This is a genomic window from Helicobacter ibis (genome assembly GCF_027859255.1).
GTDB lineage: Bacteria > Campylobacterota > Campylobacteria > Campylobacterales > Helicobacteraceae > Helicobacter_D > Helicobacter_D ibis.
The window spans coordinates 1-17,404 of record NZ_JAQHXR010000008.1; the positions used below are offsets into that span (position 1 = coordinate 1).

A 17,404-nucleotide genomic window follows, 5' to 3' on the forward strand; every position below is an offset into this window, starting at 1 on the left:
CTAATAATGTAAATAGAATTGCAGATGATATTATTAGTGATGTAAATAAGAAAAGATTCTAGGAGTCTTTTCTTAGATAAATTGCTAATTTATAAGTGTTATTGTTATATTAAATACTATTTCTTTTTTATTTGGATACATTGTTAATTCTTCTATTTTTAGTGTTATAAATGATTGTTCTATAGATTCTATTAATTCCATTATATTTTGGAAGTTGCTCTCTCCCCTTATGTAGATGTTTGATTGTTGTTTTTCTATATTTGAATCTATATTTAAGTTATCACATATTTCTCTTAGTTCTGATATTTCATTGCGTTTGGAGTGGAGATTTTGTATTTGTTGGTTTTGCTTGTGTATTTCTTGTTTTAGTCTTTCTATTTCGTTATCCAAGGCACTCACATCTGTTGCAGTAAGGTTTGAATCAACAATTGAATCTAAGATATTTTGATTTTCTAATAGCTCATTAATGCTTTTATTAAGATTGTATTGTGCGTTATTTAGCGTTTGATTGAGTGAGATTGCAAATGATAATACAAAGATTGTAATGAGTAAAAGTATTTTTTCTCTTTTAGTCATTTTATCTATTAGTGCTTCTGACTTTGTTATAAGATTCATTGCATAATCTCCACAAATATATAAGTATCATTGCTTGGTATATCTTGTATATTGTTTATATTGTGTAATTTATCAGTTGTTAAAATTGCATTACTATCTTTTAATATCAGCATAAAAAGCGAGGAATCTTTGTAACCTATGTATTTTACTTTTACATTATTTTCTTTTATATATTTATAAGTGTCATAGAAGAAATCAACAATATGAGTTTGTGTATTGCCATATTTTAATAATATTTTTTTATTTTGCTCTTGTTTTGATAATAAAGCTTGAAGCTGTGATGTTGCTTGTTGGATTTTGTGCTCTAGCTCCTTTTCTTGTTGTAGGTTTTGATTGTTTACTTCTAGCTTTTGGTTTATTTCTGACTTAATTATTGTAACTTGTGTTATGTTGGCATTGCTTTTTATGTTTAGATATGTAGGATATGCAAGTCCAAGCAAGATTCCACAAAATATAGTAGCTATCATAATAAATAGTGGTTGCTTGAGAAGTGGAGGTTGTTTGGGAATTTGGTTTAGGTTTGTGATTTGTAGATTATTTGGGCTTTGGTGTATTTGTTTTAATTTTAATTGTGATGTATCAAATGTATTATCTAAATTCCATAAATAAGTGTTACCTTGCAAAATCTCACAATTTATTTCATCAAAGCTCCCATAAATAGCAAAATCTACAATGTGTTGATTGTTGTATTTTACATATTGTATTTCTTTATTGCATGTTATTATAAAATTACAATCTTCACTTCCAAGCTGTGAGGCTAGAAATATCGGGTGAGTTAGTATTTCTTTTGAATCTTTTGTGTATTTTCTTAGATTATCCTTTTTAATTAGCACACAATAATAAGTATCTTTTAATCTTGTATATAAAAAAATATATTCACAATATTCATCAAAGCCAAAAATCTTGCAGAATCTAGATTCTAGCTCATCTCTATCTAGCTCTTCTTTTGTGTTTAATTTGTGGAATACTATTTCATTACTTGGGATAAAAATCATTATTTTACTTTATGCTTTTTATCATTTTATCTTATTAATCTTGCATTTACTTATTTTATATAGAATTTTAAGACAATTTTATTAAGGAGATTTATGAAACATATTGTTACAAAATTTGGAATTTTAGCATTGCTATTTAGTGGAACATTATTTGCAGATATAAATGTATATGGTCCAGGAGGTCCTCACACTGCATTACAAGAAATAGCAAAAGAATTTGAAGCTAAAACAGGAAATAAGGTAAATATAATATTTGGACCACAAAGCACATGGAGGGATAAAGCAGCACAAAATGCAGATATTTTATTTGGTTCATCAGAGCAATCAGCATTAGCTATCGCTACTGATTTTAGTGGATTTGACCCAAAGAAAATAAAGCCACTATACTTAAGAGAGGCAATTATTCTAACAAAAAAGGGGAATCCTTTAAAAATTAGGGGATTAAAAGATCTAGCAAATAAGCAAGCAAGAATCGTAGTGCCAGAAGGTGCTGGGAAAAGCAATACTTCCGGGACTGGTGTGTGGGAAGATATGATTGGTAGAACAAAAAATATAGATACAATTGCCAAATTCCGTGCAAATATAGTTGAATTCACACCAAATAGTGGTGGTGCTAGAAAGGCATTTTTAGAAGATAGGGCTGATGTATGGATTACATGGGCTTGACTGGGCGAAAAGCAATCCAGATTTTGGTGATGTAGTAAAAATAGAAAAAGATTTGGTTGTTTATAGGGATTTTAATGTTGTTGCCAAAGATAATGCAAGTAAAGAAGCAAATGATTTTATAGAATTTCTAAGCACAAAAGAATCTGAAAAAATATTTAACAAATATGGCTGGAGTAAATAATTATCTCCTGCGTGGTATTATAAAAAAATAAATACTAGAAGCAACAATTAAGCACATTGCTATTACAAACGCTAGTGGCAGTGGGCTATTTGCTTCAATGACACTTACTATAAAAGCTACAAAACCAGCTATTAAAAATTGGGTTGTCCCAAAGAGGGCTGAAGCACTTCCGGAGTTATTTTTAAATCTAGCCATAGCAAGTGTAGTTGTATTTGGTGCGACAAACCCAAGCATACCTATCATAAAGAACAATAAAATCTCAAAAAATACAAAATGCAACCTAAAAATCCCAACGCAAATTAACAAAAGTGCAATAATAAACATTATAAAAAACGCCTTTGGAAGTATGCTATATGGAGAATATGAGTATTTTAGCGTAATTTGTGCATTTATATTTGCAAATATAATAAAAGAAAATGCGTTTAATCCAAATAAGATTCCATATGCCTTTTCACTCAAGCCATAATACTCTCTAAAAATATATGATGAGCCTGCAATATATGCAAATATAGTAGCCATAGCAAATGCTGATGAGAAGATATAGATTCTAAATCGTCTATCTTTTAATATTGTTATGTAATTTTTTAGGACATGTTTTGTATCTAGCTTTAGATTATTCCTCTTTTCTTTTATGTCTTTTAAGCCAAAAATAACACACAATAATAAAATAATCCCCAAAATAAATAGTGTCGTAAAAATACTCTTCCATGAGAAATAATCAAGCAATAGACTGCCAAAAGTTGGAGATAACATTGGAGCAAGAGAAGAAGTTACCATAATTAGTGCAAAAATGCTTGAGGCTTCTTTGAAACTAAAATTATCATTTACTATCGCCCTTGTTATCACAACTCCAGCACAACCACCTAGTGCTTGTAAGAATCTAAATACAATAAATGCATAAATGGAATCTACGCTAAGACATGCAAAAGTTGAGACTATAAATATAATAAGTCCTACATAAAGCGGAATCTTCCTGCCATACACATCGCTAATTGGACCATAAATTAGCTGCCCTAATGAAAATGCTAGAAAAAATGAAACGATTGATAATTGCATGTAAAATGGATTTGTGTGAAATGCTATTTGCACTTCGCTTAAGGCCGGTAAATACATATCTGTGGATAATGGTGCTAATGATGACATGAATGCTAATATAAAGATAATTTTGATTTTCTTTGCACTCAATAATTCTTTCACTTTAAATCCTTGTTTAAGATTCTATTATATCACTAAAAATTATTGAAATAAGATAGTAAGTGCATCAAACGCACTTAAAAACTCTCTTTTAAAATGTATCATGACTGCTGGAATTATGACTATTAATACAGCAAATGCTATTGTGATTTTTACTGGGAATCCTATGGCAAGTAGGTTAAATTGAGGGTGTGCTTTCATAATCATTCCAAAAATAATATCAGATAGCAATATAAGTGCAATAATTGGAAACGCCATTGTAAGCCCAATTAAAAAGAGATTTGAGAATGATTTTATTATATATTGTATGTAATTATCGCTAAACATAAAGCTTCCCAGAGGAATTTCTTGTATGCTTGAAGATACGAAATAGAAAAACAAATGATGATAATCAAGTGCTAACATTATAAGCAAGGCTAGAAGCGTTAGAAGTTGTCCTACGATAGGCTTTTGTGTGCCTGTTACTGGATCATAAGCATTCGCTATTGTAAGTCCCATTGCAAATGATATTAACTCCCCACCAAAAGATATCATGCCAAATACTATCTGCAGTGCCATAGAAGCCAAGAAGCCAAGCATTATCTCTGATAAACCGGCAACAATAAATTCTAAAATAGTCATATCAGCAGGAGGTATCACTTCCACTATCGGTATAAAAAGCACCGTAAGCCAAAAAATTAATATGCCTTTTATCTGCATATTTAAAAGTTGATTTTCAAAAAATGGAAAAAATGCAATAATCCCGCTAAACCTTAAAAGCAATAATAAAAAATTAGCAACATTTCCTTCTGTTAGATATGCTAATAGTTCCATTTATATGCTTAGAGTATGTAGCTTTGAATCTCTTAGTTCATATGCCATATCAGCTCTTTTTGCAAGAAGTGGGTCATGAGTAACAAAAATCAAAAGAGACGAATTTGCCTTAGCATAGGAGAATAATATTTCCATAACATTAAATGCCATTTCCCTATCTAGGTTACCAGTTGGCTCATCAGCAAATATTATCTTTGGCTTTTTAGTTAGGATTCTTGCAATTGAAAGCCTTTGTTGTTGCCCACCGCTAAGTGTGCTTACATTGTGATTTATTATATTTTGAATCCCAAATAATTCTAGTAAATTAGAATCTATTTTTTCATTACTTAATATTTCTGCAATTTGAAGATTCTCATATGCACTAAATCCCAAAAATAAATAATGTGATTGAAATATTATTCCTAAGTCTTTTCTTCTTATATTTAAAATCTCGCTTTGAGATAGTGAGTATATATCTTTATTAAAGAGTTTGATTGTGCCTAATGTTGGTTTTAAGAAAGAAGATAGAATATGCAAAAGTGTGCTTTTACCACTACCACTAACACCCATTATGGATATTATATCGCCACCTTTGCCAAATAGAGAGACATTATCTAAGATTGGCTTTTCATAGCCAAAAGAAATGTCCCTTGCCTCTAACATTATCTATCCAAGCTGTGCTGCTACTTCATCAGCGAAATTACTTTCTTGTTTTTCTATACCTTCACCCAGCTCGAATCTTATGTATTCAACTACTGAAATCTCATCGCCAAGTTCGCTTCCTTTTTCGTTTAGAACTTGTTGGATAGTTTTTTTATCGTCCATTACATAGAATTGTCCAAGAAGAGTTAATCTTTGGTCTAAAATTGTTGAATCTGCTTTGAATCTCTCAATTTGACCCGGAAGAATCTTGTCCCAAATAGCTTCTGGCTTACCTTGAGACTTTAGCTCTTCTTTTAGTTTTTCTGTTTGCTGTGCGATAATTTCATCGCTTAGTTCTGCTTGAGATATATATTGTGGAATCTTATGTAATGGCTTACCAAGTCTTTTTAGCTCTTCATTTTCTTTTTCTAGTTCAGCTATGATGGCAGTTTTTTCGCTTTTGATGAAGTCCATATCAAAAGATTCATAAGATATAACTTGAGGCTTCATTGCAGCAGCGTGCATACATAGATTCTTTGTAAAGTCAGCTAACTTTCCTACACTCTCTGCCTTGTTGCATTTTAGAGCGATGATAACGCCAACTCTACCATTAGAATGCACATAAGCATTTACAATTCCATTTCCACTAGTGCTTACTTTTGCGATTCTTCTTACTACTATATTTTCGCCAATTTTGGCAATTTGTGTTTTTAGATATTCTTCAAACTTAGTGCCATCTAAGCTTAATGTGTGCAGTTCTTCAGCACTAGAAATATTTGAATCATAAATAGCATCGATAGTCTTAACTCCAAGCTCTTTAAAGCCGTCATTTTTAGCCACAAAGTCAGTTTCAGAGTTTATCTCAACCATACTTGCTTTTGAAAAATCAGATGCAACTTTTATGTTAATAGCACCTTCAGCAGCTACTCTATCAGCTTTTTTAGCAGCTTTACTTAAGCCCTTTTCTCTTAAGTATTCTACCGCTTTATCTATATCTCCATTCGTTTCTACTAATGCCTTTTTGCAGTCCATCATACCAGCATCAGTCATTTCTCTTAGTTGCTTTACTAATTGTGCACTAATTTCTGCCATGTTATTGCTCCTTTGATTCCTCTTGCATTTTTTTCTCAAAATCTTCTTCGCTCATAGCTTCATTTATAACTTCTTGCTTCTCTTCTTCGCTAATTGGAGCTACTTCATCAGTATTTGCAGGTATTTCTCCACCAGCTATTGCCCTTCCTTCAGTGATTGCTTCTGCTATTTCTTTGCAGAATAGCTGTATTGATCTTATAGCATCATCATTTCCAGGTATAGGATAATCAACAACATCAGGATCGCAATTTGTATCAAGTGGTGCAACAACAGGGATTCCAAGTCTTCTAGCTTCAGCAACTGCTATTTTTTCTTTTGCAGCGTCAATTACAAAAATCATATCAGGTGCTTTTTTAAGATGTCTTACACCACCTAGATATTGAGTTAATTTCTCTTTTTTTCTTTGAATCATTAATTTTTCTTTTTTTGTTAGCAAGTCGATTTGATTGCTAGATTCCATTTCTTCAATGATTTCAAGTTTTCTTATTGATTTTTTGATTGTTGAGAAGTTTGTTAGCATACCACCTAGCCATCTATAATTAACATAAGGTGCTTGAACGCTCTCTGCGTATTCTTTTAGTGTTTCGCTTGCTTGTTTCTTTGTGCCAACAAACATTATTGTCTTGCCCTCTGCAGCAGCGTCTCTTACGATATTGTATGTATATCTAAAATATCTTAGAGTTTTTTGTAAATCTATTATGTGAATATTTTTTCTTACACCAAAAATAAATTTTTTCATTTTTGGATTCCAGCGTCTTGTTTGATGTCCGAAATGAACACCACATTCCAAAAGGTCTTTCATAGTAACCATATTATTCTCCTTAAAGTTAGTTTTCCCTCCACGCTCATAAACGATAAATCGCAACCTAACTAGGATTAGCGTGTGTGAATTTTGAAAAAATTAAAGCTATAATTTTACTAAAAATTTTTTTAAATTTAGCTTTTATTAAGGCTTTTTAATAAAATATCTAATTGTAGCTCCAATTTGCTCTATTTCTAGCACTTCATACCCATGATTCTTAGCATCTATTGGGATATTATTTATGCTTTGTGGACAATCACTAATTATCTCTAAAATGTCACCATTTTTTAATTCAGGTAATACCTCCAATGTCCTTATAGCAGGATAAGGACATGGTTCACCTTGTAAGTCAAGTCTATATGTTGGTAGTATATTTTTCATTTTTTATCCTTGATATGCATTTTGGAATTTTTGATTTTTTCTATATTTATTTTCTAAAAATAAAACAAATGCCAAAAACAAAAGCAATAAAACATAATTTGCCAACAGCCCACCATAGTTTCCAAAAGATTCTAGTAGATTTATTTTTGGAAAATTTGTCGCTAAAGTTGGAGCATAAAAGTCCCATGTAAGTGCAACTAATGTAGAACCTATTATATTTCCGATTCCAACTATTACATAATGCATTTGCCCCTCTACTGCCCTATACATCCAACCACATTCGCACCCGCCAGCAATAACAATGCCAAAACCAAATAGCAAACCACCAATAATAGCACTAGGAGCAGCCCACATAATTTTTGGCGGTATTCCCAACATTATGTAACTAAAAACACCTATTGTAGATACTATCATTCCCACAATAACAGCCCTTGCCATATATCCTCTACCAGTTATAAACAAATCCCTAAAAGCTGAAGTAAAACATATTTGTGCTCTTGAAATAATAAACCCAAATGCAACCCCAAAAATAGTAGCTATCGCTAGAATCGATATTTTTTTGCCTTCTGGTATTTGTGTATAAAAAATCAAATATAAAATAAATCCAACTATAAACACACAAGCAAGAATCCCAAAAAATATATTCAAAGTTGCACTGCTTTTTGTTAGATTCTTTTTACTATCTACTTTTTGTAAAGTTACATTAGAGCGAAAAATTGGCAATAAAACAACCTTAGTGCCAAAATATACTCCAATTATAGTTGCAATAGTAAAAAACCAAGCATGCAAACTAAACTGCGGAATCCCAGTAAAGAAACTTGCCAAATTACAACCCATACCAATTCTTGCTCCAAATCCAGCAATAATCCCACCAAGCAAAGCCTGTATTATCCTTATATTGCTTTGTGGCATTCTTAATTTTATGTTATTTGCAAAGCTAGTAGCAATAAATGCACCAAAAAACATACCAATAATCATAACGCCATCTATTCTATCAAGCGGAGTTCCGCTTAAACCTATTATCTTAAAGTATCCAAGAGATTGTGTATCAACTCCTAAAAATTGAAGTATATGACCGCCCCAGCGGGTAAATTCTCCAGTTACTGCCCAGTAAGTTCCAGTTAATCCAAAATAATATGCAGATAAGATTCCAAGTGCCACAATAGCAGGCATTGGAGAATAAAATTTAACAAAACATTTATGTAACAATTCCATGTAAATCCGATTAAATATTGATAGTGTGATTTGAAAATAAGAAATTTAGAAGAATCTTTTTTCAAATGTATGCTTTATACAAAAGCCTTGCTCTCAAAGATTAAAGTGGCAAATCTATTATAAAAATACTTAATAGCAAATTAAAGCCAAAGATTATCTAGCAATCTAACTCCATTAATCCTTACTACAACTAGTATTATGGTGTTATTCTTTTCTATTGTCTTTATTGTTTCTAGTTTTTTATTTACTATTTCAAAATATTCTATCTCTAAGCCCTCTAAGACCTTTGTGGCGATTTCTTTAATTTTTTTACTATTTGTCTCGCCATTTATTATTGCTTTAGAGGCTTCTCTTAAGCTTTTTGATATTTTTAATGCTTCGTTTTTTTCATCATCATTTAAGTAAGCATTTCTTGAGCTTAACGCAAGTCCATTTTCATCTCTTATAATTTGAGATTCTACTATTTCAATTGGTAAGAATAAATCTTCTATCATTTGTTTTATTATTAATAATTGTTGTGCATCTTTTTTGCCAAAAAATGCTCTATGCGGAGTTACTATATTAAATAGTTTTAATACAACTTGCACAACACCATCAAAATGCCCAGCTCTTGCCTTACCTTCTAATGTATTTGATAGGCTTTGTGGAGCTTTTAGCTTTATTTGCATATCATCTTTGTATGGATACATCTCATCAATCGTTGGCATAAACACAACTGCATTTAGGCTTTTGCACAAATTTATATCTGCTTCTTCTTTTCTTGGGTATTTATTGAAGTCTTCGTTTTTACCAAATTGTGTTGGATTTACAAAGATTGATACTATTGTTAGCTCACATGATTCTACACTTTGTCTAATTAGTGATAGATGTCCATTATGTAATGCACCCATTGTTGGCACTAGGCCTATTTTGTGGGTTGGATTTTTTATTTTATAGTTTTGTATAAATGTTTGCATATTTTTTGTTGTTTTAAATATTTGCATTAAAAATCCTAGAATAATTTTTAGTCTATTATATAAAAAATTTATGTTAGAATCTTTGATTCTTAAAATTTAAAGTTGGGGTATATCGTGCAATTAGAAGGCTTAAAGCAGTTGGTATTGGTATCTGATAGTGATTTTTTATCATTGCCAGAGAAGTTAATTTTAGCAAACTCTCAAGAAAATGACTTTGTAATATTTCCTTACATGTATCAGGGGCATTTTGCCTTTGAATCTGCATTAAATGAAAGAAAGTGTCTAATTTATGATTCTAACCCACTTGTAAAAATTAACTTTGAATCAGAATTCTTTTATCCAAGCCTCTTTGGGATTAAAGCTAGGTTAGATTCTATAAAGGTTAATAATGACTTTACAGAAAGCAATGCACAAAAATATCTAAACCCACGCACATATATAGAAGTCATAGCTATTAAAAACCATCTATCTAAAGCCAATGGAGATGCTATTGATTTATGGATAAAAAGACTAGTTTGTGAAGCACTAAAGATTCCACCAACAATCCCACAAAATCCAAATGAAATTGCATATCTGGACATAAAGGCATTTATATTAAAGATGTATAAGAATATTTATAGCAATTTAGACCCAATGAAAACACTTATTTTACACACTCATATTCCGCAGTTTATAACTGAAGAAAATATTGATTCAAAGCTAAAGGGGGGCAAATGCAAGATTGCATTTTATGCTCCTTATCAATTTAATGCAAAAGAGTATTTTAAAAATAATTTTTTAAAGATGTGGTTTTGCGACATAAATGGAGAATCTCTAGCAAATAATTCACCACAAAATAAACAAGAATGGGATAATAAATGTAAAAAAGATTTTGCATTCATACACAAAAGACTTGAAAGTGGTGGCATTATTTATGTAGAAAAAACACATGAAGAAGAAGTCTATGAGTTTTTTAAAATGGCACTTTTTTATAGCTATACAAACATTGCTTCTTTTACCAATCAAAAAGGAGATAAAGTTTTTGTGTTCAAAAAATCATAATTTAAGTAATGATTAAATAAAACATAGTATAATTTCACCTTTATAGTTTTCAAAAATGGCTCGATAGCTCAGTCGGTAGAGCAGGAGACTGAAAATCTCCGTGTCGGTGGTTCGATTCCGCCTCGAGCCACCACTTATTTTAGAAATCAAATTTTATTCTAGCCCATACATTTCTACCCATTTCATATATTCTCTGACTTACTGGATTATCAGCTAAATCTAGCTCTATACTATTTTTTGATAGGTGGTAACTATATAATTTATCAGCTATATTTTCTATTCCAACTAATATTTTCATATTTTTATAAGTATATCCAGCATATATATTTGCTATTCCAAATCCACTAGAATCTCCAAAGTCCTGACCCACAACATTTCCGTATCTAACGAGAGTTCTTGTTTGTTTTGCATGCGCTATTAGCTCACCTTTAACAAAGTATTTTCCATTATCATACTGCAATGCAAAGGTTGATTGAAATGGTGCTATTTGTGCTAACGGTCTGTTATTTTTAATATCTTCTCCATAAGTGTAACTTAGTTGCAGTAATGCATATGTATTTGCTAAGAATTCATAAGAGACTTCTACCTCTCCACCAAATAGGAGTGAATTTGTATTTAAGCTTGAAGTTGATTGATTTCTATAATCTAACATTATATAATCTTGTATATGTGATACATAACCAGCAATATTGGTTTGTAACTTGTTTGTTTGATAGTTAATTCCAAGATCTATTTGAGAGTTCTTTTCTTTATTTAAATTTTCTCCATTTTTCTTAGATATTTCCCAGAAATCAGGCACTCTCTCTGCATATCCCACCCCGGCATATAATGTATAATCATTAAAGTATTTTTCAATCCTAGTAAAACCACTAATAGCGTATTTTGTATCTTGTGTTTGTGTTTTATGATTCCTTGTTTCTACTATATCACCTCTAATACCAGCAAAGTATCCTACATTATTATTGTTAAATTTCTCTAGTTGAGTAAATAAGCCATAATTTTTAAATGTGTAGTTTGGTGTGTATGGTTGATTTAATATTGTCTCTGCATCATTTATGTTGTTTTGATTTGATATTGATCTGCTTTTATGTTTGTCTATATTGTAGGTTCCACCAAAATAAACTTTAGCTAAGTTGAATTTTTTTTGATATTCTATTCTAGTTCCAGTGTTTGTTCTGTTTGGATTGCTTATTTTGTATGTTGTTCCTATTTTTGGCATATCATTTGTTAGACTAAAATTATCCATTATGTGATCTATTTCGTGGTGATATACAAGTATATCAACTATATCTTCATTTATGATTTTGGTTATATGTGCTTGGTAAGATTCTCTATCAAAAGTTCTAGCATCCATTGATCTATCAGCATATGCTGCCTCACCACGCCCTATATCTAGGCTAAATTCTAACGCTAGTGCTGGGTTTGGTGTTATGGTGCCAATTATGGTTCCAGATTGTCTTTTGTATTGTGAATGAACATTTTGATTGTTTCCGTTTTTATAATCATTACTTCTATAATTTGAATAAATTGCTTGAACATTTCCAAATTCATTACCACTAATAGCATGTGTATTTATATCCAGTCTATCAAAACTGCCATATAAAACATCAAATCCTCCATTAAAACTTTTGTTATCTAGTCTTAGAATCTCTCTATTAAATACCATTCCGCCAGTAATTAATGAGCCATATCTCACATCTTGGGGACCTTTTATAATATTGATTGAATTATAATTTTGCGGAAATATGTATGTTAAAGTCGTATCCATTCTTCCGCCACAACCACCAAGAAGATTGCCACCATTTATAACTATAGGCAATCTTCCTCCACCAAGCGATCTAAAAAATGCCTCTGTTCCACCGCCACCCTTTTTTGATATGGAAAATCCTGGGATTTTAAGTAAACTTTCTGCTATATCACTATTATTTAATATAGAATCTTTTCCAAGCACATCTGCATAATTGATTTGTGTTGGGTTGTTTAAAGATGAATTTTTGTAAAGCGTTGATATAGATTCAGCATTAATATTCTGTAAATATATAAGTATTACAGATGAGCATGTTAAGATTTTTTTCATTAGTATCCTTGAAAGTATTTTATTACATAATACCAATCTTATTTATCGTTTCACTAGCAATGTAGTAATATTTATGCTACATTAATCAAAACATGTTACAATTTTTAGTAATTGTTACATAGATAAACTACCGAGGTTTTTATGTCCTTTTATAAATCAATTCGCCCATATATTTTCAAGTTAGATTGTGAGTTGGCACATTCTTTAGTAAATGGTATGTCTAAGGCTTGTGATTTCTTTCCTCCTATATTGTCTTTTATTTCAGAAAAAACAAAAATAGAAAGTGGGTTGTTGTATCAAGAAATAGATGAAAATAAATTTTATAATCCTGTGCTTTTAGCGGCTGGATTTGATAAAAACGCAACTATGTTAAAAAGTATGCTCTCTCTAGGTTTTGGAGCATTAGAGTTAGGTGCTATAACACCAAGACCACAAGTAGGAAATCTAAAGCCAAGAATCTGGAGACACATAGAAGAAGAAAGCATACAAAATGCAATGGGATTCAACAATGATGGCTTAAATGTTGTTTTAAACAGGATTAAGCCTAATTATCCATTTGCAATTCCGCTTGGTATAAATATCGGCAAAAACAAAGATACAGCACAAGAAAATGCAATAAAAGATTACATAGAATTAGCACTAGCTTTTACAAATTATAGTGATTATTTAAGTGTAAATATTTCATCGCCAAATACACCAAATTTGCGAGATTTACAAAATGAAGGATTCATACAAGAGCTATGTATTGCATTAAGAGAGGTTTATAGTAAGCCAATATACATCAAGTTCTCGCCTGATTTAAGTATTGATTCTATGCTTAAGCTAATAGAAGTTGCAATTAGCAATAAAATTAGTGGAATTATTATCACAAATACAACACTTGATTATTCTGTGGTGAAAAACCCGAAAGAAATAGGCGGTATAAGTGGCAAGGCATTATCAAACAAAAGTCTTCAGATACTAAAAGAAGTATCAAAAGTATATGCAAAGAAAACCACAATTATAAGTAGCGGTGGCATATATGATGCTAGGAGTGCTTATGAGCGAATCTGCCATGGAGCAAACTTGCTTAGCATTTATAGTGCTTTAATTTTTGAAGGACCTATGATTGTGCGTGATATAAATAGAGGTCTTTTAGAATTATTGCAAAGCGATGGATTTAGTAATATCACACAAGCAGTTGGAGTAAAATTATGATTCGTATTTTTTTTGGATTGTTTATATTTTTAGGAGTTTTAATGGCAGATAATAATTTTAAATCATCTTTACCAAAACATTATAGTAGCACTCTAAGTAATGGATTAGAGGTTATTGTCATACCTATGGATAATGGCTCAAATGTTGTTAGCACAAATATATTCTACAAAGTTGGTAGTAGAAATGAAATAATGGGTAAAAGCGGTATAGCACACATGCTAGAACATCTAAATTTCAAATCAAGCAAGAATCTAAAAGCTGGTGAATTTGACAAAATAGTAAAGGGATTTGGTGGTGCGACCAATGCTTCTACTGGGTTTGATTATACTCATTATTTTGTAAATTCTAGTAGTGAGAATATGAGTAAAACTCTAGAGTTATTTTCAGAGCTTATGCAGAATCTAAGCCTAAAAGATTCAGAGTTCCAACCTGAAAGAAATGTTGTAGCAGAAGAAAGATTGTGGAGGACTGATAATGATCCCATAGGCTATATGTATTTTAGGCTTTTTAATACAGCTTTTGTATATCACCCATATCATTGGACACCAATTGGATTTATGGACGATATTAGAAATTGGACTATTAAGGATATTAGAGAGTTTCACAAGATATACTATCAGCCAAAAAATGCAGTAGTAGTAATTGCAGGTGATATAGACGCAAAACAAGCTACAAAGGAAGTTGAAAAATATTTTGGCAAAATAAAAAATGCCAATATAGAAATACCAAAAGTATATATGCAAGAACCAAAGCAAGATGGATTAAAAAAGGTAAAGGTGCATAAGCAAAGTGAAGTTGAAATAATAACTCTAGCTTATAAGATTCCATCATTTAATCACAAAGACCAAATCGCACTAAACGCTATAAGTGAGATTCTAGCCAATGGAAATAGTAGTCTGCTTGTAAAAGAAATAGTAGACAATAAGCGTCTAGCAGCTGAGATTCATGCTTATAATATGGATTTAATTGATGATGGCTTATTTTTAGTCTTAGCATTAGCTAATTCTTCTGTTAGCCTAGATAAGCTAGAGAGTGAAATAAAAGCACAGCTAGATAAAGTAAAGCAAGGCAAAATAACACAAAAAGAACTAGATAAAGTAAAGAAAAATATGAAAACATCATTCTTATATGACCTAGAATCAAGTGCTAATGTAGCTAGTTTGTTTGGTAGCTATGTAGCAAGGGGTGATTTGAATGTTCTGTTAACCTTTGAGAAAAACTTCGAATCTTTAAGTTTAAAAGACATTGTAGAAGTTGCTAATAAGTATTTTGTAGATTCTCAACTAAATATAGTAACTTTGCAAAAATAAGGTAGAAAATGCGTTGCAATAATCAAGTTATAGGTGCAATGACTGCACTTGTTACGCCTTTTAAAAATGGTAAAGTAGATTTAGAAAAGTATGAATCTCTAATTATAAGACAGATAAATCAAGGGATAGACGCGATAGTGCCTGTTGGGACTACTGGAGAATCTGCTACTTTGAGCCATGATGAACATAAAGAATGTATAGAAGTAGCACTTAGTGTGTGCAAAAAATATAACAATAATGGAAAAGCTATAAAAGTATTAGCGGGTGCTGGTAGCAACTCTACAAGTGAGGCAATAGAGATTGCAAGATTCGCCCAAAGTTGCGGTGCAGATGCCATTTTGTGTGTTACTCCATATTATAACAAGCCAACACAAGAGGGCTTATATCAGCATTACAAAGAAGTTGCAAATGCACTTGAAATCCCTCTTATGCTATATAATGTTCCAAGTAGGACGGGGGTTAATTTAGAGACTAAAACTATTTTGCGACTTTTTAATGATGTAGAGAATATCTATGGGATAAAGGAAGCAAGCGGAAGTGTCGAGAAGGTAATAGAGTTAAATATGGAAGCTAAGGATTTAGTCATCGTTAGTGGTGATGATGTGCTAAATTATCCTATACTGTGCTGTGGTGGTGTTGGGACTATTTCTGTTACTTCAAATTTACTTCCTAATAAAGTCTCGCAACTCATACATAGCTATGAAAGTGGCAATCATATAGAAAGTCAAAAATTAAGCAATGAGCTTTTTTATATTAACAAAACTTTGTTTGTTGAGAGTAATCCAATTATGATAAAGGCTGCATTATATATTTGTGGGCTTTTAGATTTATTGGAATATAGACTTCCATTAGTGCCTCCGAGCAAAGAAAACTTAAAATATTTAGAGAAAATCTTAGAAAAATATGAGGTGATAAAATGAATGATAGATTACATGGTAAGACACTAGTTATAAGCGGTGCAACTAGAGGGATAGGCAAGGCAATTTTATATCGTTTCGCACAAAATGGCGTAAATATAGCATTTACATATAACAAAAATGAAGAAGAAGCACAAAAAATTATTTTTGATGTAGAGGATAAATATGGAATAAAAGCTAGAGCATACCCTCTAAATGTCTTAGAACCAGAAACTTATAAAGACTTATTTTTAAAGATTGATGAAGATTTTTCTAGGGTTGATTTTTTTATTAGCAATGCAATTATTTATGGCAAAAGTGTTGTTGGTGGGTTTGCACCATTTATGAGGTTAAAGCCAAAGGGATTAAATAATATCTATACTGCAACTGTTCTTGCATTTGTTGTTGGAGCACAAGAAGCAGCAAAAAGAATGCAAAAAGTTGGCAAAGGAAGCATAATATCGCTTAGCTCTACTGGGAATTTAGTATATATGCCAAATTATGCAGGACATGGGAATTCCAAAAATGCAGTTGAAACTATGGTGAAATATGCTGCAATGGAATTGGGAGAATTCAACATTAGAGTAAATGCTGTAAGTGGTGGTCCAATTGATACAGATGCACTAAAGGCATTCCCTGATTATGAGCAAATAAAAGCAGCAGTCCAAGAACAAAGCCCTCTAAATAGAATGGGGACACCAGATGATATAGCAGGTGCGTGTTTATTCTTATGCGATGATAGTTCAAGTGCGTGGCTAACTGGGCAAACTATAGTAATAGATGGCGGAACAAGCTTTAAATAAATGTTTAGATTTGAGTATTTACCAAATTTTTTAACGATATTGCGTATATTTTTAGCCTTTTTATTGCTTTGTATTATGCTATATGGCGATATTCTGTTTCAAGCACCAATACATAGTAGTTGGATTAACTATTTCTCTACTTTATTATTTTGTATTGCTAGTATTACTGATTTTTTTGATGGGCTAATTGCTAGAAAATTTTCCATTATAAGCACTTTTGGAGAGATTTTTGACCCATTGGCTGATAAGCTTTTAATGCTATCTGCTTTTATAGGACTTTTGGTTTTAGATAGGGTTAATGCTTGGGCTGTGTTTTTGATTTTAAGCAGAGAGTTTTTCATAACTGGATTGCGTGTTGTAGCAGTGTCAAAGGGGATAAATGTGGCTGCTTCAAATTTAGGTAAATATAAAACTGGATTCCAAATAACTGCTATTACACTTTTGCTTATGGATTATTCTTTTGCTTCTTATGTGTTATGGTTGGCTGTGTTTATTACTATTTATTCTGGATATGATTATGTGAAGTCATATTTGTTTGAATCGAGGTAA

At 31.5% G+C, this 17,404-nt stretch carries 17 protein-coding genes, 1 tRNA gene and 1 pseudogene; 8 read left to right on the forward strand and 11 right to left on the reverse strand.

The features are described 5' to 3' along the window. Positions 1-84: 84 nt before the first annotated feature. Positions 85-615 carry a magnesium transporter CorA family protein gene (locus tag PF021_RS08190; RefSeq protein WP_271022001.1) on the reverse strand — a complete coding sequence of 177 codons (531 nt, stop codon included), beginning with the start codon at positions 613-615 and terminating at the stop codon, positions 85-87. Then, complete coding sequence (locus PF021_RS08195; RefSeq protein WP_271022002.1) at positions 612-1,610, reverse strand: hypothetical protein; 999 nt, start codon at positions 1,608-1,610, stop codon at positions 612-614. The genes PF021_RS08190 and PF021_RS08195 overlap by 4 nt, the downstream gene beginning before the upstream one ends. 93 nt (positions 1,611-1,703) lie before the next feature. Between PF021_RS08195 and PF021_RS08200 the strand changes: the two are divergent. Continuing rightward, positions 1,704-2,457, forward strand: a pseudogene (locus PF021_RS08200) (extracellular solute-binding protein). On the opposite strand, the gene PF021_RS08205 reads toward PF021_RS08200, so the two are convergent. From PF021_RS08205 to panC, 8 genes are all read right to left on the reverse strand, one after another. Next, positions 2,458-3,654, reverse strand: a complete 1,197-nt coding sequence (locus PF021_RS08205; protein ID WP_271022003.1) for a multidrug effflux MFS transporter — start codon at positions 3,652-3,654, stop codon at positions 2,458-2,460. 39 nt (positions 3,655-3,693) lie between these two features. Then, positions 3,694-4,464: a flagellar biosynthetic protein FliR gene (gene fliR, locus PF021_RS08210; protein WP_271022004.1), complete on the reverse strand. Its 771-nt coding sequence runs from the start codon at positions 4,462-4,464 to the stop codon at positions 3,694-3,696. Beyond that, a complete protein-coding gene (locus PF021_RS08215) occupies positions 4,465-5,106 on the reverse strand; it encodes an ABC transporter ATP-binding protein (protein WP_271022005.1) in 642 nt (213 codons plus the stop codon). Positions 5,107-5,109: 3 nt separating this feature from the next. After that, positions 5,110-6,177 carry a translation elongation factor Ts gene (tsf, locus tag PF021_RS08220; RefSeq protein WP_271022006.1) on the reverse strand — a complete coding sequence of 356 codons (1,068 nt, stop codon included), beginning with the start codon at positions 6,175-6,177 and terminating at the stop codon, positions 5,110-5,112. Position 6,178: 1 nt separating this feature from the next. Then, positions 6,179-6,988, reverse strand: coding sequence for a 30S ribosomal protein S2 (rpsB, locus tag PF021_RS08225; protein WP_271022007.1), 810 nt, complete (start codon positions 6,986-6,988; stop codon positions 6,179-6,181). 135 nt (positions 6,989-7,123) lie between these two features. Beyond that, positions 7,124-7,360, reverse strand: coding sequence for a sulfurtransferase-like selenium metabolism protein YedF (gene yedF, locus PF021_RS08230; protein ID WP_271022008.1), 237 nt, complete (start codon positions 7,358-7,360; stop codon positions 7,124-7,126). A 3-nt stretch (positions 7,361-7,363) separates the two neighbouring features. Next, positions 7,364-8,575 carry a selenium metabolism membrane protein YedE/FdhT gene (gene yedE, locus PF021_RS08235; protein ID WP_271022009.1) on the reverse strand — a complete coding sequence of 404 codons (1,212 nt, stop codon included), beginning with the start codon at positions 8,573-8,575 and terminating at the stop codon, positions 7,364-7,366. Positions 8,576-8,715: 140 nt separating this feature from the next. After that, positions 8,716-9,558 (reverse strand): pantoate--beta-alanine ligase, encoded by an 843-nt coding sequence (panC, locus tag PF021_RS08240; RefSeq protein ID WP_271022010.1) that lies wholly within the window; start codon positions 9,556-9,558, stop codon positions 8,716-8,718. An 87-nt stretch (positions 9,559-9,645) separates the two neighbouring features. Between panC and PF021_RS08245 the strand changes: the two genes are divergently transcribed. Then, entirely contained in the window at positions 9,646-10,572 is a 927-nt protein-coding gene (locus tag PF021_RS08245; protein ID WP_271022011.1) for a hypothetical protein, read from the forward strand. Positions 10,573-10,629: 57 nt separating this feature from the next. Then, positions 10,630-10,705, forward strand: a tRNA-Phe gene (locus tag PF021_RS08250). Positions 10,706-10,711: 6 nt separating this feature from the next. On the opposite strand, the gene PF021_RS08255 is transcribed toward PF021_RS08250, so the two are convergent. Continuing rightward, positions 10,712-12,649, reverse strand: a complete 1,938-nt coding sequence (locus PF021_RS08255; protein ID WP_271022012.1) for a TonB-dependent receptor domain-containing protein — start codon at positions 12,647-12,649, stop codon at positions 10,712-10,714. Positions 12,650-12,790: 141 nt separating this feature from the next. Between PF021_RS08255 and pyrD the strand changes: the two genes are divergently transcribed. Genes pyrD through pgsA form a run of 5 tightly spaced genes read left to right on the forward strand, consistent with a single transcriptional unit; the run spans position 12,791 to position 17,404 of the window. Continuing rightward, a complete protein-coding gene (gene pyrD, locus PF021_RS08260) occupies positions 12,791-13,846 on the forward strand; it encodes a dihydroorotate dehydrogenase (quinone) (protein WP_271022013.1) in 1,056 nt (351 codons plus the stop codon). A 41-nt stretch (positions 13,847-13,887) separates the two neighbouring features. After that, entirely contained in the window at positions 13,888-15,156 is a 1,269-nt protein-coding gene (locus tag PF021_RS08265; RefSeq protein ID WP_271022014.1) for a M16 family metallopeptidase, read from the forward strand. Between the two features lie 8 nt (positions 15,157-15,164). Then, on the forward strand, positions 15,165-16,076 hold the full coding sequence (gene dapA / locus PF021_RS08270) for a 4-hydroxy-tetrahydrodipicolinate synthase (protein WP_271022015.1): 912 nt from the start codon (positions 15,165-15,167) through the stop codon (positions 16,074-16,076). Continuing rightward, positions 16,073-16,855: an enoyl-ACP reductase gene (locus tag PF021_RS08275; protein ID WP_271022016.1), complete on the forward strand. Its 783-nt coding sequence runs from the start codon at positions 16,073-16,075 to the stop codon at positions 16,853-16,855. The genes dapA and PF021_RS08275 overlap by 4 nt, the downstream gene beginning before the upstream one ends. Then, positions 16,856-17,404, forward strand: coding sequence for a CDP-diacylglycerol--glycerol-3-phosphate 3-phosphatidyltransferase (gene pgsA, locus PF021_RS08280; RefSeq protein WP_271022017.1), 549 nt, complete (start codon positions 16,856-16,858; stop codon positions 17,402-17,404). It begins immediately after the preceding gene.

Bases quoted from the DNA above. Each gene is read 5' to 3' on its own strand.
- PF021_RS08190 (WP_271022001.1), bottom strand. From the start codon at position 615: ATGAATCTTATAACAAAGTCAGAAGCACTAATAGATAAAATGACTAAA.
- PF021_RS08195 (WP_271022002.1), bottom strand. From the start codon at position 1,610: ATGATTTTTATCCCAAGTAATGAAATAGTATTCCACAAATTAAACACA.
- fliR (WP_271022004.1), bottom strand. From the start codon at position 4,464: ATGGAACTATTAGCATATCTAACAGAAGGAAATGTTGCTAATTTTTTA.
- PF021_RS08215 (WP_271022005.1), bottom strand. From the start codon at position 5,106: ATGTTAGAGGCAAGGGACATTTCTTTTGGCTATGAAAAGCCAATCTTA.
- tsf (WP_271022006.1), bottom strand. From the start codon at position 6,177: ATGGCAGAAATTAGTGCACAATTAGTAAAGCAACTAAGAGAAATGACT.
- rpsB (WP_271022007.1), bottom strand. From the start codon at position 6,988: ATGGTTACTATGAAAGACCTTTTGGAATGTGGTGTTCATTTCGGACAT.
- yedF (WP_271022008.1), bottom strand. From the start codon at position 7,360: ATGAAAAATATACTACCAACATATAGACTTGACTTACAAGGTGAACCA.
- yedE (WP_271022009.1), bottom strand. From the start codon at position 8,575: ATGGAATTGTTACATAAATGTTTTGTTAAATTTTATTCTCCAATGCCT.
- panC (WP_271022010.1), bottom strand. From the start codon at position 9,558: ATGCAAATATTTAAAACAACAAAAAATATGCAAACATTTATACAAAAC.
- PF021_RS08255 (WP_271022012.1), bottom strand. From the start codon at position 12,649: ATGAAAAAAATCTTAACATGCTCATCTGTAATACTTATATATTTACAG.
- pyrD (WP_271022013.1), top strand. From the start codon at position 12,791: ATGTCCTTTTATAAATCAATTCGCCCATATATTTTCAAGTTAGATTGT.
- PF021_RS08265 (WP_271022014.1), top strand. From the start codon at position 13,888: ATGGCAGATAATAATTTTAAATCATCTTTACCAAAACATTATAGTAGC.
- dapA (WP_271022015.1), top strand. From the start codon at position 15,165: ATGCGTTGCAATAATCAAGTTATAGGTGCAATGACTGCACTTGTTACG.
- PF021_RS08275 (WP_271022016.1), top strand. From the start codon at position 16,073: ATGAATGATAGATTACATGGTAAGACACTAGTTATAAGCGGTGCAACT.
- pgsA (WP_271022017.1), top strand. From the start codon at position 16,856: ATGTTTAGATTTGAGTATTTACCAAATTTTTTAACGATATTGCGTATA.